The organism is Streptomyces sp. NRRL S-495 (assembly GCF_000966955.1).
Taxonomy (GTDB): domain Bacteria; phylum Actinomycetota; class Actinomycetes; order Streptomycetales; family Streptomycetaceae; genus Kitasatospora; species Kitasatospora purpeofusca.
Map to the genome: position 1 here is coordinate 1 of NZ_JZWY01000592.1, position 15,894 is coordinate 15,894.

Annotated in this window: 14 protein-coding genes; 12 read left to right on the plus strand and 2 right to left on the minus strand. The window is 74.8% G+C overall.

Annotated elements, in window-relative coordinates; all coding sequences use genetic code 11:
- Positions 1–2 precede the first annotated feature (2 nt).
- The 6 genes from VR45_RS28125 (at position 3) to VR45_RS28150 (ending at position 5,517) form a co-directional block, all read left to right on the plus strand.
- A complete protein-coding gene (locus VR45_RS28125; RefSeq protein WP_052709434.1) occupies positions 3–1,502 on the plus strand; it encodes a PLP-dependent aminotransferase family protein in 1,500 nt (499 codons plus the stop codon).
- A gap of 197 nt (positions 1,503–1,699) precedes the next feature.
- Positions 1,700–2,950: a glycoside hydrolase family 3 N-terminal domain-containing protein gene (locus VR45_RS28130; RefSeq protein WP_052709435.1), complete on the plus strand. Its 1,251-nt coding sequence runs from the start codon at positions 1,700–1,702 to the stop codon at positions 2,948–2,950.
- 300 nt (positions 2,951–3,250) lie between these two features.
- Entirely contained in the window at positions 3,251–4,078 is an 828-nt protein-coding gene (locus VR45_RS28135) for an aminoglycoside adenylyltransferase domain-containing protein (protein WP_045942661.1), read from the plus strand.
- A 195-nt stretch (positions 4,079–4,273) separates the two neighbouring features.
- On the plus strand, positions 4,274–4,735 hold the full coding sequence (locus VR45_RS28140; protein WP_159394379.1) for a hypothetical protein: 462 nt from the start codon (positions 4,274–4,276) through the stop codon (positions 4,733–4,735).
- A 222-nt stretch (positions 4,736–4,957) separates the two neighbouring features.
- Positions 4,958–5,314, plus strand: a complete 357-nt coding sequence (locus VR45_RS28145) for a metalloregulator ArsR/SmtB family transcription factor (protein WP_045942663.1) — start codon at positions 4,958–4,960, stop codon at positions 5,312–5,314.
- The gene (locus VR45_RS28150) at positions 5,311–5,517 is read left to right on the plus strand and encodes a DUF6126 family protein (RefSeq protein WP_045942664.1); all 207 of its coding nucleotides are present in this window, start codon (positions 5,311–5,313) and stop codon (positions 5,515–5,517) included. Before VR45_RS28145 ends, VR45_RS28150 begins: the two co-directional genes overlap by 4 nt.
- A 28-nt stretch (positions 5,518–5,545) precedes the next feature.
- On the opposite strand, the gene VR45_RS42750 is transcribed toward VR45_RS28150, so the two are convergent.
- On the minus strand, positions 5,546–8,584 hold the full coding sequence (locus VR45_RS42750; RefSeq protein WP_052709437.1) for a cytochrome P450: 3,039 nt from the start codon (positions 8,582–8,584) through the stop codon (positions 5,546–5,548).
- A 430-nt stretch (positions 8,585–9,014) separates the two neighbouring features.
- Here VR45_RS42750 and VR45_RS46005 point away from each other — a divergent pair, with 430 nt between their 5' ends.
- The 5 genes from VR45_RS46005 (at position 9,015) to galE (ending at position 14,990) form a co-directional block, all read left to right on the plus strand.
- Positions 9,015–9,794, plus strand: a complete 780-nt coding sequence (locus tag VR45_RS46005) for a sigma 54 modulation/S30EA ribosomal C-terminal domain-containing protein (RefSeq protein WP_045942665.1) — start codon at positions 9,015–9,017, stop codon at positions 9,792–9,794.
- An 87-nt stretch (positions 9,795–9,881) separates the two neighbouring features.
- The gene (locus VR45_RS28165) at positions 9,882–10,409 is read left to right on the plus strand and encodes a hypothetical protein (RefSeq protein WP_159394380.1); all 528 of its coding nucleotides are present in this window, start codon (positions 9,882–9,884) and stop codon (positions 10,407–10,409) included.
- A gap of 302 nt (positions 10,410–10,711) precedes the next feature.
- Positions 10,712–13,087: an RICIN domain-containing protein gene (locus VR45_RS42755; RefSeq protein ID WP_052709438.1), complete on the plus strand. Its 2,376-nt coding sequence runs from the start codon at positions 10,712–10,714 to the stop codon at positions 13,085–13,087.
- A gap of 106 nt (positions 13,088–13,193) precedes the next feature.
- On the plus strand, positions 13,194–13,823 hold the full coding sequence (locus VR45_RS28175; RefSeq protein WP_045942667.1) for a hypothetical protein: 630 nt from the start codon (positions 13,194–13,196) through the stop codon (positions 13,821–13,823).
- A 147-nt stretch (positions 13,824–13,970) separates the two neighbouring features.
- Positions 13,971–14,990, plus strand: coding sequence for a UDP-glucose 4-epimerase GalE (galE, locus tag VR45_RS28180; protein ID WP_234326243.1), 1,020 nt, complete (start codon positions 13,971–13,973; stop codon positions 14,988–14,990).
- A 63-nt stretch (positions 14,991–15,053) separates the two neighbouring features.
- Here the strand turns inward: galE and VR45_RS28185 are convergent, their stop codons facing one another.
- On the minus strand, positions 15,054–15,248 hold the full coding sequence (locus VR45_RS28185; RefSeq protein ID WP_045942669.1) for an antitoxin: 195 nt from the start codon (positions 15,246–15,248) through the stop codon (positions 15,054–15,056).
- A gap of 201 nt (positions 15,249–15,449) precedes the next feature.
- On the opposite strand from VR45_RS28185, the gene VR45_RS28190 reads away from it, so the two are divergent.
- Positions 15,450–15,894 (plus strand): DUF6542 domain-containing protein (locus VR45_RS28190; RefSeq protein ID WP_052709439.1); only part of this gene is annotated, 445 nt, incomplete at its 3' end.

Sequence of the window (15,894 nt, forward strand, 5' to 3'; positions counted from 1 at the left end):
GGCTGGCGCGTCGGCTCCGGGAGGCGATCGATGACGGTCGGCTCCCCGTCGGCAGCCGGCTGCCCGCCACCCGGGTGCTCGCCGCCGACCTGCGGGTCTCGCGCGGCGTGGTGACGGACGCCTACCGCCGCCTCGCCGAGGAGGGGCGGATCGCGGGCCTGGGCCGGGGCGGCACCGTCGTGGTCGACCAGTTCGCCCCGGAGACCGTGCCGACACCCCCGCCGACGGCCGCCCGGTCGACGGCTGCCCGACCGACGACAGGCCGGTCGACGGCCGCTCGCCCCAGAAGCACCCGCCCCGAACCCGCCCGCCGCGAACCCGCCGTCACCGGCCCCGCGCCCGCCTCGCCGTTCGACGGCGTACCCGCCACGACCGTCTTCGACTCCCTCCGTACCGCCCCCGCCCGGATCGACCTCACACCCGGCGTCCCCGACCTTGCCGCCTTCCCCCGCGCCGCCTGGCTGCGCGCCGAACGAGCCGTCCTGCGCGACCTCGCCGCACCGGACTTCGGCTACGGTGACCCGCGCGGCACCCCCGCCCTGCGTCGCGCCGTCGCGGACTGGCTGGCCCGCAACCGCGGCATCCGCGCCGACCCCGGCGAGATCCTCGTCGTCGCCGGGGCGGCCCAGGCGCTCGCCCTCGTCGGCGAGGTGCTCCGGGCGGACGGCCTCGATGTGGTCGCCGTCGAGGACCCCGGCTCCCTCGGCACCCGCCAGCACCTCGGCCACCGGATCACCGACACCCCACCCGTCCCCGTCGACGCCGAGGGGATCCGGGTGGACGCGCTGCGTGCCGTCGGCGCCCGCGCCGTGCTGCTGACGCCCGCCCACCAGTTCCCGACCGGCGTGGTGCTCGGCGGCGCCCGACGGCGCGAACTGCTCCAATGGGCGGCCGACGGCGGGCTCGTGATCGAGGACGACTACGACGCCGAACACCGCTACGACCGCCCGCCCGTGCCCGCCCTGCGCGGTGTCCTCCCCGAACAGGTCCTCTACCTGGGCAGCGTCTCCAAGCTGCTCGCCCCCGCGCTGCGCACCGGTTGGGTGCTCGCGCCCACCCGCTACCGGGACGCGCTGGTGGACGCCAAGCGGCTCAGCGACCTCGGCAACGCCGCGCTTCCGCAACTGGTCCTCGCCCACCTGATGGAATCGGGCGCCCTGGAGCGCCACCTCCGACTGCAGCGCACCCGCCACCGGCGCCGACGTGACGCGACGACCGCCGCCGTCGCCGCCCATCTGCCCGGCGCCGCGGTCCACGGCGCGGCGGCCGGGCTGCACCTCATGCTCACCTTCCCGGACGGTCTGCCCTGCACCGACACCGAGCTCGCGGGGGCGGCGCTGGCCCACGGGGTGAAGGTGCACCCGCTGTCCTGGCACGCCCGGCTGCCGCACCCGCCGGGGCTGGTCCTCGGGTACGCGGCCGGCACGCCGGGCGAGATCGAGGAGGGCATCGCCGTCCTCGGACGGCTGCTCCGGGAGGCGGGACCCCCGGTCCCGGGGTGAGGCTGCTGCTGTTACGCCGTCCGGTCCCGGTGTCCGCGGCACCGGCGGCGTGTCCGCGGTCGAACCCGTCGACTCCCGCGCACCGATCGACGATCCTGGCCGTTCCGGGACCTGCACGCCCGACCGGCTCGCCCGACCGGCCCGGACCCCGACCGACCGAGGGAGGCCGGATGTCGACGCCCCGCCGTGGACGCCCCATGCCCCGCCCGTCACTCCGCAGCACCCGCCGGACGCCCGGTCGGCCGGTCCGCTTCGCGCTCCTGGCGCTGCTGCTGGCGGCGGTGGGCCCGGCGACCGTGCTCGGCCCGGTCGCGCCCCTGGTCGTACAGGCGCCCCCCGCCGCCCCCGGCACCGGCAGCGACCCCGGGACCGCCACCGGCACCGTCGGGACGACCCCGGCGAGCCCGACTCCCACCGGGAGGACCACCGTGCCCACCACCGCTTCGCTCCGGCTCGCCGGGCGTCGGATCGTCTACTCCTACCCGGGCGACACCCCTCCGCCCGAACTGCTCGACACCATCCGGGCGGGGCGCGCCGCCGGCGTCATCCTGTTCAAGGAGAACGCCCCGTCGCCCGAGCAACTCCAGCTGGCGGTGGATCTGTTGAAGGCTGCGGCGCAGCAATCGCCGTCCGGCGCACCGCTGTTGCTGATGACCGACCAGGAGGGCGGGAAGGTCCGTCGGTTGCCCGGGGCGCCGGTCCACTCGGCCCGGCAGACCGGCGCAGCCGCCGACCCGGCCGGGGACGCGGCCCGGTCCGGCGCGGGAGCGGCCGGCACCCTGGCCGACGCGGGCCTGAACGTCAACCTCGCGCCCGTACTCGACGTCTTCGACGCACCGGACAACTTCATCGACCACTTCGGACGGTCGTACAGCGGAAAGCCCGAGGTGGTGGCCGAGTTGGGCGCCGCCTTCCTCACCGCCCAGCAGCAGTTGGGGGTGGCCGCCACCGCCAAGCACTTCCCCGGCCTCGGTGCCGCGGCGCGGGAGGAGAACACCGACGAGCGTCCGGTCGTCCTGCCGGTCCCGCTGGCCGAGCTCCGGGCGCGGGGCGAGGAGCCCTACCGTGCTGCCATTGCCGGCGGGGTCCGACTGGTGATGACCTCCTGGGCGGTCTATCCGGCCCTCGACGCCGACCGCCCGGCCGGACTGTCGAGCGCCGTCGTCCAGGGCGAGCTGCGCGGGCGGCTCCGGTTCCGCGGGGTGACCGTCACCGACGCCCTGGAGGCCGGGGCGCTCGCCGCCTTCGGGGACACCGGGGAACGGGCGGTCGCCGCGGCCCGGGCGGGCATGGACCTCCTGCTGTGCTCCGCCCGCGACATCCAGCAGGGCGACGCCGCCGCCGAGGCCCTCGCCGTCGCCCTCGACGACGGCCGCCTGGACGCCGGGGAGTTCAGCGGCGCCGTCGGCCGCGTCGACACCCTCCGTACTTCCCTCGGCCGACCCTGAACCCGCGCGCCCTGCGCGCCCCGCGCCCCTGAAGCCGCACGTCCCTGCGCGCCCCATTTCTCGTGCCCCGGTGCCCGTTCACCGTGCCCGTTCACCGGCGCCCGCCGGGCGACCACCCGCCCCCTGCCACCCCTGCCCGCCCGCTCCCACCCGGGGTGGCGCGGGTGGCGAGGGTGGCGAGGGGGTGGCGCGAAAGGGAGTGAGGGTGGCGCGAAGAGGGTGCACAGCTGACCAACACGCGCCGATCCTTAGCGGAAACGAGCGGACACGGAGGGTCATCCGGATGGCAGGCTTGCCGCCGTGACTGTGCACCCTCTCGTACACGAGATCGCCGACGCCTACCTGACCCTGGTCGACGCCGCCGCACCCGGGCTGGTCGAGGGCCTCTACGTGGTCGGTTCGACCGCGCTGGGGGACTTCCACCCGGCGCGGAGCAACATCGACTTCGTGGCCGTGTCCGCCGATCCGGTGACGGCGGCGCAGCTCGCGGGGCTGGAGCGCGCGCACGCCCGGCTGGCCGCCCGTTATCCGCGCCCCGCGTTCGATGGCCCCTATCTGACCTGGCACGAACTCGCGGGCCCGCCCGCGCAGGCGGCGCCGGGAGCGCATGTGTTCGGCGGGACGGTCCGGCACCGGGTGAGAACCGACCGCACACCGGCGCTCTGGCACACCCTGGCGCGGCACGGCGTCACGCTCTGTGGTCCACGGGCGCAGGAGCTGATGATCGACACCGGGCCGGGGGAGCTCGCGGTCTGGACGGCCGGAAGTCTGGAGGAGTACTGGCGCCCGTGGCGGCGGCGCTCCTCGCGGCTCGCCTCTCGGTCGGGGCTGGCCCTGCTGAACGGGGCGGGCCCGGCCCACGGGGTGCTCGGGGTGAGCCGTGCGCACTACACGCTGGCCACCGGGCGGATCGCCTCGAAGCGCGGGGCCGGCGAGTACGCCCGGGCGGTGTTCGACGAGCGGTGGTACCGGATCGTGGACGAGTGCCTGCGGATCCGGGACGGTGGGCGGCGTCGCTCCCACTATCCGAACCCGTTCACCCGGCGGGCCGACGCGCTCTCGTTCATGGACATGGCGATCGAGAGCGCCCAGCGGCTGAGTACTGGCCGATTGCCGCTGGGCGAGTAGTGATTCAAGCCAGCGAAGACCGAAAATCACGCCATCGAAGGCCAGTTTCCAGTCTGATCATCGAGTGTTCGGATCTCGGCCCTTTCCTGCATTGGAATCGCATGAAAGTCTTGCGCCATGCCACATGTGAAATGTCACATGTGGTGATGCTGATTCCTTGCAGTCAAAGAGAGAAGAGGAGGAGCGGACATGCGGATGAACCGACTCACCCTGACCGCGGCCGGGATCGTCGGCGCGGCGGCCCTGCTGGCCGTGCCGGCCGAGGCGGGCGCGGCCCAGACCACCACGGGCCCCATCGGCACCACCACCACCTGCGGCGCCTACAGCCTGCAGGCCGGTCTGTCGACCCGGGCGTGCGCCGAGGTCACCGGCAACAACGTCCAGCTGTACGGGCAGATCAGCCTGGCCGCCCCGCCGAGCCCCGGCACCCCGTGGCCGCAGACCGTCGAGCTGCTCACCAGCCTGTCCGGCCAGGTCGTCGGCGGCGCGTCGCTCGGCTCGATCAGCGGGTACACCCGCTTCACCGCCAACACCGTGCAGCTGCGCGGCGTCGGCGGCACCGTTCCGTGCGGCTCCACCGTGCACGGCACCTTCGCTGCCGCCGCCTACCCGTGGAATCCCGTTCCGGTGACCGTCGACGTTGTGGTGCCGTGTTGATGACACCCGCCCGGTAGGGCGGTGCGGGCCCGGGATCCCTGGATCCCGGGCCCGCACTGTGGTCTCTCCGTGCCCGCTGCGTCCCGCGGCTTTCACTCCGCTCTGCGTCCGCTTTCCGTGTTCGGTGATGACGACTTGAAGAAATCTTCATCCGCAAGGATGATGCTTCACGCCGCCAGGCGGCGAACGAACCCATCCCCGACCCGCAGGAGAGAACGGACGATGCCGGTCCCGCTCTACCAGGCGAAAGCGGAGTTCTTCCGGACGCTCGGACACCCGGTCCGAATCCGTGTCCTGGAACTGCTCCAGAACGGACCGCGACCGGTGCGCGAGCTGCTGGCCGAGATCCGGATCGAGCCCTCCAACCTTTCCCAGCAGCTCTCCGTCCTGCGCCGGACCCAGCTGGTCACCGCGACCCGCGAGGGCAACACCGTCGTCTACGCCCTCAGCACACCGGACGTCGCCGAGCTGCTGCGGGCCGCCCGGCGGATCCTGACCGAGCTGATCACCGACCAGGACGCGCTGCTCGGCGAGCTGCGCGCGCCCGAGGCCCCCGCGACCCCGGCGGGCCACCGATGAGCCCGGACGGGACCACGCCGAGCAACGGGACCACGAGCCCGGACGGCAGCACGAGCGGCGACGGCACCTCGAACAAGCGGGCGACGCTGGAGGAGAAGGCCCGGCGCCGGGCGATGCTGATCCGGGCGGGCATCTACATCTTCGCCACGCACCTGTTCGCCGGCTTCGTCCTGCTGCTGTTCGCCCTCGGCGACCGGAAGTGACCCGGCCCGCCCGGGCTCGGCATCGGCATCAGCGCGCGGCGTCCTCGCCGGTGTAGCGGCGGCTGGTGCTGGTCCAGGCGTGGACGCCCTCGACGAGTTCCCGGGTGCCGTGGAGGTACCAGCCGCCCTCCGGGTGGCGGAGCAGCAGCCGGCGGCGCAGCGACTCGCTCTCCGCGGTCAGCCGGGCGATCCTCGTCCCGACGGAGCGGACCGCCCGGGCCCGGGTGCAGCCGCGGACCCGTTGCAGGGTGAGCACGGTGTTGAAGGCCGCGACCTGCTGGCGTTCCTCGCGGTCGGCCGAGTACAGGTCGTTGATCAGGGTCGCCACGTCGGCGGTGTTCGCGCGCAGGCGGTGCAGCGCGGGGTCCCGGTGCAGGGCGGCCGGTGCCTCGCCGCCGTGGACGTGCTCCAGTATGCCCATGAACGGATAGAGGCAGCTGGCATGGCGGCGCAGCCGGACGGTCTCGGCGAGGTCGGGGTGGGTGCGCGCGGCCCGGTGGGCGGTCTCGGCGAGGAAGGTCTCCAGGCAGGAGCGCCATTCGTCAGCGGTGCGCCGGCGCCACTCCGGTGACATGGGGGCGGTCTGGCGCTGCCACAGTTCCCGCCAGGCGTCGAGCAGATGGGTGTTGGAGCCGCCGACCGGGACGGGGCGGCCGGCCATGACGGCGAGCAGTGGTCCGACGATGGCGCGGGCCTCGGCCGGGTCCCGTCCCGGCGGGCCGTCGAAGCGGTCGTCGAGGATGGTGAACCAGCCCAGGATGTCGACCAGCAGGTCCAGTTCCGCGCCGCGGGCGCGGGGGTAGGCGTGGCCGATCAGCTCGGGCAGCGCGTAGGACTGGTAGTGGGCGAGGTCGGCCGGGGCGAGCAGGCCGCGGGCGAGCGCCCAGTCGCCGTGCCGGGCGGTGGCGGCGGTCAGCTCGGCCGGGGTGCGGACCTCCTCGGTGCCGGGCCGGAGGAGCGGGGGGACGACCGTGTCGGTGTGGCCTGCCGGTCGGGGCGACGGCGCGGTGCGGGGGGACGGTGCGGGCCGGGGGACGGCGGTGGCGGGCCCGAGGAGGACGAGGTGCCGGGGGGAGGCGAGGGGCCGGACGGTGCCCGCGCCCGGAGCGAGGGCCTCGCCGCCACCTCCCCCGCCGCGGGGACGCGGGCCCGTTCGGTCGCCGGTGCGCGACACGGTGCGTGAATCAGAGGTCCGCGCATCGGAGGCGCGCGAATCGGCGGTGCGTGAAGTGGAAGCGCGTGAAGCGGTCCGCGCATCGGAGGCGCGCGAAGCCGTGCGCGAAGCGGTGCGGGCGACCGTCCGGGCGGCGGTCCGCAGGGCGGTGGTGTGTAGCGCCGCCGGGTACGAGCGGCCGGGCGCGGACCGGCCGGGCAGTACGGTCGACCGGGCGGGCAGCAGGGTCGACCGGCGCGGGCCGGCGATCGGCAGGCACCGGGCCGGAGCGTCGTCCCGGCCGCCAGGCGCGGGGGTGCGGCGCGCGCCGGGGGCGTGCGCGGTCCGGTTGCCGCCGCGCGGCGCGAGCCGCACCCGCAGGCCCTGGGCCTGGACGGTCGTCCAGACGACCTCGCGGGCCCGCGCGTTGGGGACGGCCGTCGGGCGCCAGCGGCGCAGGATGGCGGCGGTCGCCACGGTCAACTCGGCCCAGGCGAAGGCCTCGCCGATGCACTTGTGCTTGCCGGCGCCGAACGGGAGGAAGGCCTGGCGGGCCGCGGCGGTACCGCCGGTGCCCGTTCCCTCCGCCCCGTCGGCGTCGTACCAGCGGCCGGGGTCGAACCGGAGCGGGTCCGGGTGGAGCGCGGGGTCGCGGTGGACGGCGGTGAGGCTGTAGAGCAGTTCGGTGCCGGCCGGGATCCGGTAGGCGCCGAGCGTGACCGGGACGCGCGCGGTGCGCATCAGGAAGGCGTTCGGCGCGTGCAGCCGGACGACCTCCTGGGTGACGGCACGGGTGTAGGGGAGCCGGGCGAGGGCTTCCGGGGTGGGCACCGTCCCGGCCGGGAGGTGCTCGTCCAACTCGGCCAGGACGCGGGCTTCGATGTGAGGGTGCCGGACCAGTTCGTCGATCAGCCAGGTCAGCGTGGTGGAGACGGTTTCGGTGCCCGCGCCGAACATGGTGATCGCCTCGGAGCGGACGTCCGCCTCGGTGAGCGGCCGGCCGGTGGCGGGGTCGACGGCGGCGCGCAGCAGGGCGGGCAGGGTGGGGCGCCGGGCCCCGTCCCCGCTCATCGGGCAGCCGCTCGCGCCCCCGCCACCGGCCGCGCCGGTGCCGCGCCCGCCGGACCCGCCGGGCCTTCCGGACCCGCCGGGCCTTCCGGCCCCGTCGGGCCCGCTGTGCGCGCCGTAGCGGCCGCCGGGCGCGGTGCCGTTGACGGCCTGGTCGACGACGCGGTTGAGCACCCGGACGGCGGCGTCGAAGCGCCGGTTGACCGGCAGCGGCAGCCGGGCGAGCGCCGGGTGCGGGTAGAGGGACTGGACGATCTGCCCCTTCACCAGGTCGGGCAGGGCGCGGTGGAAGGCCAGGGTGGCGTCCTCGCTCAGCCGGGCGTCGAACAGCGCGCGGGTGACGATCTCCAGCGCGAGGTGGTTCATCTCCTTGGCCACGTCGAGGACCTGGCCGGGGTGCCAGCGGTCGGCCCGTTCCTCGGTGACCCGGTGCATGACGGCCAGGTAGTCGGCCATCCGGTCCGGGCCGAAGGCGGGCTGGATGATCCGGCGGCGGTCGCGGTGGGCGCGGCCCTCGGACATCAGTAGGCCGTCGCCGAAGGCCGTCTTGAGGGTGTCCTGGACGGCGCCGCGCGGGCAGTCGTGGGCGAGTGCGACCAGCAGCGTGTGGACGAGTCCGGCGTCGGTGACGACGCAGACCGTGCGCGGGCCGAGGCGGATCCGGACCACATCGCCGTACCGCGAGAGGGAGCCGAGGAAGCCGAGCGGGTCCCGCAGCAGCGCCGGGGCGTGGCCGAGCCCGGGCAGTGCGCCGGGGGCGAGCGGGGGAACGACCGCTCGGCGGGGCCCTGCCGCGGGGGTTCTGGGCGGGGCGGGCGGTCTGCGGGTCTCGTTCGTCAGGATCATGACATCACCTCTCACCAGATGGACCGGGGGGGCGGACCGGTGGGACGGTCCGGCGCGACCGGTCGGTGTCGGACCGGTCGAACGGCCCGGCGTTGCGTTACCACCGGAGCCGCCGCCGCGACAGCCGGGTTCCGGGGCCGGTCGACGCGGACCCCGCGCGCGCCGCTGCCAGAGGGCGCACGCCATGGGAAACGCGCCGGTCCCGCGAGCGTTGCGCCGTACCCGGGTGGATCACCCCATCGGTGGAGTGTCCTCAAGGTGTACGCGTGGCGTCCCGATGGGGTCGCCCGGACGGTCGCGGGCGACTCCGCCGAAGGACGAACCGTTCGGGTCCGCGCGGGTCGTCCTGCCAGGTGGGCAGGGCCTTTCGGCCCTCGGCGGGAGGGTGCGCGCGGGTCCAGCATGGTGCCGAACCGAGGAGGATCCCCTGATGACCCGTCTGCGCCACCGGCCCGCCCTCGACGTCCGGGTGGAGATCCGGGGCGAACTGCCCCGCGAGGACGCGGAGTACGCCCGGAGCCGGTGCCTGGCGCTGATCGCGGACCTCGGACCGGACGCGCACGCCGCCCGGCTCCGGCTCACCCGGCCGCGCGACCGGTCGGTGACCAGGCCCGCCGTCGCCCAGGCCGCGCTGGACCTGGCGGGCGTGGGTCGGGTCCGGGTGGAACTGGCCGCCGTGACCGTCCGGGAGGCGGTCGACCTGGCGCTCGGCACCCTCGCCGGGCGCGCCGTCCGGCTGCGCGAGCTGGGCGACATCGGGCTCGCGACGGCGTACGAGAGCTCCTACCGCCCCCAGTACGCCTCGCGCCCGCTCGCCGAACGGCGGATCGTCCGGCGGAAGTCGGTGCTCCTCGCCCGGCACACACCCGAGCAGGCGGTGCGGGAGATGCTGGCCCTGGACCACCGGTTCCACTTCTTCTCGGACGTGCTGACCGGCCAGGACAGCGTGGTCCACCGGACGCCCGCGAGCGGGGGATTCCGGCTGGTCCGGGCCCATTCCACCGCCCGGCTCGGCGGCTCGGGCCTGCCGCTGACGGAGAGCGCGCACCCGGCGCCCCGGCTGGACGTCCTCGAAGCGGCCCGCCAACTCTGGCTGACCTGCTGGCCCTTCGTGTTCCACACCGACCCCGGCGACGGGCGTGGCCGGATCCTGTACCGCCGCTACGACGGCCACTATGGCTTGATCACGCCGATAGCAGACCCCTGCTGACGGGCAGGTAATGATCGGCAAGGGCTGACCGGTACACGACCGACGACGGACGACCACACCCTCACGCTCTGGACGGGAACTGGGACCATGGACTGCGAAGAAGTCATGCTGACCGTCAGGATCGCGGCCGCCGAGCGGGCCCTGCTGCGCGAACTCGCGCGTGGACACGGCGCCGACATGTCCGACGTCGCGGCGGACGGCCTGATCGACGTCGTCCCCAGCCTGCACGTCCTCCCGGCCTTCCCCGCCCGACCGGAGTCGACGGCGGTACTGCCCGTCGCTTCGGGGCCCGGGGCCGTGGCCGGGGCCGGAGTCGGGTCGGCGTCAGGGGTCGGGGACGCGGGTGTGCTGCGGCTGCTGAGGGTGCTGGCCCGGCCCGCCCCGTGCGCGGTCACACTCTGGATGCCGGCGCCGGTCGCCGATCTGCTGCCGCTGGTCGGCGAGCGGATCACGGCGGTGACCGGGCTGCGGATCGGTCCGGCGAGCGCCGCCCTGTCGGCCGCCCTCCGGTTCTGGCTGGCGGGGGATCCGCAGCGGCTCGCGGCGGGTCTCGCCGCGCTGCACCGGCAGGGCAGCCCCGGTCTCGCCGCGCAGCGGCTCGACGTCGCGGCCTGAGGCACCGCGCCGGCCCCGGAGCCGAACGGATCCGGCCGGTTCCCGTCCGCGCGCGCCGCGTACTGCGCACCGCGTACTGCGCGCCGCGCGCCGGGGTCCGCGCGGCGCACTCCGGGCGTGTACCGACGATGTGTCACCGGCCGCACCGGGCAACCCGCCCCGACCCACTCGTCCGCCCGCACGAATTTCGAAAAGAGGTTTTTGTTATCCGGCCCGCCCGGGCCGGTCTCCGGAGTGTCGGAAGGTTCAGGCCATCACCCCGAGCGGTGGTCGGACCCTCGCACGAGGAGAGGAGACACCCGATGGGGCACCGGAGCACGGAGCTCCGCCGTCGGCGGCGTCGACGGACGGGCAAGCGCACGGCACTGATCTCACTGGCGGTCGCGGCCGGACTGGTCGCAGGCGCGCTGGGCATCAGCACCGCCATGGAGTCGTCCGCGGTGCACGACACCGCCGCGGCGAGCGCGGTGGCGGGTTCGGCCGACGGCGTGGGCGGTGCCATGGCCGGCACGATCGCCGACGACGGCACGGGCGAGACCGGCAGCGCCGAGCACGCCACCAAGGCCCCCGGGCCCAAGCGCGACCAGAAGGCCGCGCCGATCCACGAGATACCCAAGGACCAGCCCGAGCGCGGCCTGGTCTACGCCGGACTGAACCTGCCCGCCGGCGACCGCTGCGCGGGCTCCCTGGAGGTGACCGGCGGCGAGCTGTGCAGCCACGGCCCGGACGCGCCGCCGAAGGACGTGGACATCCGCAAGGACGTCCCGCCGGTGGCCGCCGCCGTCGCCCAGCCGGCCCCGCTGACGCCCCCGGCCGATGCCCAACCGCCCGCCGCCGCCGACCTGCTGAAGGGAACGATGCCGGTCCTGGACGCCGCGACGAAGACGCTGCTGGCCGACGCGGCCGGTGACCAGGCAGTCGCCGCCGCGCCCGCCGCCGGTGGCCAGGGTGTCGTCTGCGAGGGCGACGGCAGCGCCGGCAACCGGATCCAGGTGGTCTACGCGCACACCCCGGGCAACGACCGGTTCGCCCAGTACCTGGCCTCCTTCAAGAAGTGGGCGGCCGACGTCGACGTCATCTACAACGCGAGCGCCCAGGAGACGGGTGGCGTCCGGCACGTCCGGTTCGTCACCGAATCCGACTGCTCCGCCTCGGTGTTGAACATCCAGGTGTCCGACGCGGAGATGGCCGACTTCAACACCAGCAACCGTGCGATCGCGGCCCAGGGCCTCAACCGCAAGGACCGCAAGTACATGATCTTCGCCGATGCCAAGGTGTACTGCGGCATCGGCACCTTCGCCGGCGACGAGCGGCCCGGCCAGGACAACCTGAGCAACTTCGGCCCCTCGTACGGCCGGACCGACTCGGGCTGCTGGGGCGGCCACACCGCCGCGCACGAACTCGGCCACAACCTGGGCGCGGTGAGCAACAGCGCGCCCAACTCCAGCAAGGGCGGCCACTGCGTCGACGAGTGGGACCTCATGTGCTACTCCGACGCCCCGTACTACCCGGCGATGCGCACGGTCTGCCCGGACAACGCCAGTGACATGCGCCTGGACTGCCGGCACGACGACTACTACCACACCGACCCGGCGCCGGGCAGCTACCTCGCCACCCACTGGAACGTCGCCAACAACCGCTTCCTGATCGCCGGTGGCGGCACCGGGCCGACGCCCGACCCGACCCGGACCCCGACCGGTTCGCCCACCCCGACGAACTCGCCGACCCGCAGCCCGTCGCCGACCGCGACCGGCGGCACCCCGACGCCCACCGGCACGCCGACCGCGACCGGTTCGCCCACCGCGAGCCCGACCGCCACCAACAGCGCCTCGCCGACCGCGAGCCCGACCGGCACCCCGACCCCGACCGGTTCGCCGACCCGCACCGGCACCCCGACGCCGACCGGTACCCCGACCCCGACCGGTACGCCGAGTCCCACCGGCTCGACCACGCCGACCCCGAGCCCGACCGCCTCGCCCACCGGCGGCACCACCGGCCCGGCCATGACGGTCAGTCAGGTCACCCAGACCTCGGCCGTGTTGAGCTGGCCCGCGGTGAACGGCGCGAACGGCTACGACGTCCTGCTGAACGGCGAGACGATCGGTACCGTCCGGGCGACCGTGGTCGGCCTGGTCCGGCTCGCGCCCGACACCTCGTACTCCGTCGCGGTGGCCGTCCGGGACGCCGCCGGAGCGGTCTCCAAGCCGGGTCGCGCGGCCGCCTTCCGCACCTCGGCCGACGCCGGAAAGCCGCAGCCCGGGACCCGCTACAGCCTGCTGAACGGCCTCACCGGCCAGGCCGCGGACCTCTGGGGCAGCTCGCTCAACGACGGCACGGTGGCCATCGCCTACCAGCGCACGGGCTACGCCAACCAGAAGTGGACCTTCGAGGACGCCGGTTCGGGCACCCTGCGGATCAAGTCGGTCCGCTCGGAGAAGTGCCTGCAGCTCGGCGGCAACCCGGTCGCCGGACAGTACGTCGCGCAGCGCCCCTGCTCGGACGTGGCCGGCCAGAAGTGGCGGGTCACCTCCGCCGGCGGTGCGGTCGTCCTGACCGCCGACGGTTCCGAGCTCGTTCTCGGCGCCAGCAAGCGCTGGTACTACGGCGGTTGGCTGCTGGAGCTGCAGAAGCCGAACGGTCAGACGTACCAGAACTGGAACCTGCAGAAGACCACCTGACGTCCGGGGTTCGACCCCCGATCCCCGGACCCCGAGCCGGGTGCGGCCGCCGCTGACGCAGTGGCGGCCGCACCCGGCCCGTTCCACTTCACGAGGAAGACCCGCGATGCCCCGCACCCGTCAGTCCCTCGCCGTCCTGGCCCTCGCCGGGGCGGTCGTGCTCGCCCCCGCCGCAGTCCCCGCCGCCGCGCACGGCGACACCGTCCACCTGGAGGTGTCCGGCCAGGACGGCGGGCATGTCACCACGGTCGCGACCTGGGAGAACGACCGCGACCCGGTCACCGAGCAGTTCGCCGGGACGCTCTCCGCCACCTCGGCCGACGGCCGGGCGGCCGGACCGTGGCGGCTGGTCGCCGTGCCGGGGCGCCCGGGCGCCTACACCACACGGGAGTTCCTGCCGGCCGGCCACTGGCGGATCGTGGTGGACTGCGCGTTCCCCTCGCTCGGGCACGGTGAGCGCGAACTCGACGTCGAGACCGCGGTGATCTCCGACCCGACGCTGCCGACACCCACCGGACCGGGCACAGCAGGGCCGGGCACAGTCGGTCCGGGCACGGCCGGGCCCACGGTCCGACCCACGGCTCCGGGCACTGCTCCCAGCATCTCCGCCTCGGGCACCGCTTCCGACGCCGACGGCTCCGGCCTCGCCACCTGGGCCGCCGTGGGCACCGCCGTCGCCGCCGTCGCCCTGGTCACCGCCGGTCTCGTCCTGCGCCGCCGCGCCCGCCGTTCCTGAGCCCGCCCCGAGCCGGCCCCGCCCCGAGCCGGCCCCCGGCAGGACCGCGCTGGCCTGCCGCCGGGAACCGCCGGGTGCGAACCGCTCGTCCTCCCCGGCAACGGGCGTCACGGGGCGCCCGTACCGAGGCAAGGGAGCATGCGGATCGTGCGGAAGGTACTGATCACCGGCGGGGCAGGCTTCATCGGAAGCACCGTGGCGTCCGCGCTGCTGGACGCGGGCGTCACCCCGGTCGTCCTCGACGATCTCTCCAAGGGCCGGGCCGAGTTCGTCGAGGGCCGGGAGTTCTACCAGGGGGACATCGCGGACGCGGCGCTGGTCGACCGGATCTTCGCGGAGCACCCCGACATCGACGCGACGCTGCACTGCGCCGCCCGGATCGTCGTCCCCGAGTCGGTCGCGCGGCCGCTGTTCTACTACCGGGAGAACGTCGGCAAGACCGTCGAGCTGCTGGAGTCGCTCCAGCGCAACGGCTGCACCCGGGTGGTCTTCAGCAGCTCCGCCTCCATCTACCGGCCCACCCCGACCGGCCGGGTCGACGAGAGCTGCCCGGTCGACGGGAGCAGCCCGTACGCGCGCACCAAGCAGATGATGGAGCAGGTGCTCCAGGACTGGACCCGGGGCGCCGACGCCGACGGGACGCGGGTCGTCGCGCTGCGCTACTTCAACCCGATCGGCGCGGACCCGCAGCTCCGGACCGGTCTCCAGGACCTCTCGCCGAGCCACGCGCTCGGCAAGCTGATCGAGGCGCACGTCAACGGCACCCCCTTCACCATCACGGGTGTCGACTGGGACACCCGGGACGGCTCGGGGATCCGGGACTACATCCACGTCCAGGACGTCGCCGACGCCCATGTCGCCGCGCTGGTCCGGTTCGACGAGGTGGTCCGGCCCGGGGCCGAGGACCGCTACCGGGTCGTCAACATCGGTACCGGTGACGGCACCACGGTCCGCGAGCTGGTCGAGGCCTTCGAGCAGGCGATCGGTGAGAAGCTGGACGTCCGGGAGGCGGAGCCGCGCCCCGGTGACGTGCTCGGCTGCTACAGCGATGTGACGGCGGCGCGCGAACTGCTCGGCTGGGAGCCGCGCCGGAGCATCGCGGAGGGTGTCCGGGACGCGCTCGCGTGGCGGGCCCGCTGGATCGAGCGCCTGGCCGCCACCGTCTGACGGCCGACCGACGCGGACCCGCCCCGGACCGGCCCGGCCGACCGGGGCGGGTCCGCGTCGGCGTTACTTGGACTCGTCCAGACCGTTGACGAAGTCCTTGGCCTTGCCCGTGGCGGTGTCGATGTGCCCGCTGTACTTGCCGTCCGTCTTGCCGTCGACGATCCCGGCGACCTTGTCCAGGCCCTGGGTGACGGCGCCGCTGTGCTCGCGGGCGAGGTCGGTGGCCTTGTCAGCGAGGTTCTTGAGGTGCTCGAACATGATGGTCCTTCTGTTCGTTCCGCCCGGTTCGTGTTCATCCTAGCCGCCCCTGACCTGCCGTTTTCCCGGACGGGAGGTCCGGTGGTGGCGAGGTGGCGGGTGGGGCCGGGGTGATTTCACGGGGACGGGTTTGTATGCTCCACTCTTGCTCTACAGCATTGTAGAAGTTCATTCGGGGGCACGGCGGAAGGGGTGTGGGGCATGGTCGGGCAACACGCGAGAGGCACCGGCGGAGCGGCCCCACTGCCCCGCCCCGGTGGGACGGCGGCGGTCCTGCTGGCCGCGACCGGGCTGCCGCTGGCCGGCGCGATCGCCGGGGAGCTGACCGGGAACGGCGGCGGCCCGCTGTTCGCCCTCGGCGCCGTCCTCGGCACCGGCGTCGCGGTGGCCCGCTGCACCCGCCGCGGGCGCTGGTGGGTCGTCATCGCCGCGCCGCCCGTGGTCCTGGCCGCCAGGGCCGGCACCGCCTGGGCCGTCGGGGCCGTCGGGGCCGACGGGGCCGACGCCGTGCAGGGCAAGGCCCTCGCCTCGGCGGCCGTGCGCTGGGTGGTCGACGCCTTCCCGGTGATGGCGGCGGCCGTGCTGGTGGCGCTGTCGGTCGTCGCCGGACGGGCGGTCCTCACGGCCCGGTCGGCCCGCACCGGCC